Genomic DNA, 547 nt, shown 5'->3' with positions numbered 1-547 from the left:
CAGGCTTTTCCAGATCGTGAGCACAGCCGCTGCGGCGGCGAGTGTGAACAGGATGGATGCAAGGGTAGTCATGTGCGAGCGACCTTCTTATTCCGGCTTCGCCCCAACCCATCCTGTCGACGCCCCCCTTTTGGCGCGAAACCTGAGCAATTTCCGATGTTTGCTGCGTTAGACAATTTATCACCAGCTTTGCCTTGAGAAAACCGTCAACTGCGGCGAGTTCCTGGGTAAGCCTTGAATAGGGCTGGAATCGGCCTTTTTGACGGTGAACTGACAAACCTTTGCGGCGAATTGGGGCTGGATTTTGATGGCCAAGGCGTCTAAGGGCCCCGCGTTCGCCAAGAGATTGTCCGGATTGTCCGGTTCGACTCGAGGTGAGCAATCCACATGGAAGGCGCACATACCGGTGCTGTTGCGGCCAGAGTCGAAAGACTTCCGCGCGGTTCCTGCCTTCCAGAGGTTCAACCGGAAAGGAATTCTACTATGGCGGCACCTGTCGTCACCATGTCGCAGCTCATTGAAGCCGGCGCACACTTCGGTCACCAGA

1 protein-coding gene is annotated in these 547 nt (G+C 56.3%); it reads right to left on the bottom strand.

The window, feature by feature from the left end:
* Positions 1-180 precede the first annotated feature (180 nt).
* Positions 181-547 (bottom strand): hypothetical protein (locus tag PKF00_RS45035; RefSeq protein WP_271223791.1); only part of this gene is annotated, 367 nt, incomplete at its 5' end.

The sequence above is a fragment of the Streptosporangium carneum genome, assembly GCF_027922005.1.
GTDB classification, from domain to species: domain Bacteria; phylum Actinomycetota; class Actinomycetes; order Streptosporangiales; family Streptosporangiaceae; genus Streptosporangium; species Streptosporangium carneum.
Note: the sequence above shows the minus strand (reverse complement) of the source record. Positions and strands in the feature narration are given on the sequence as shown.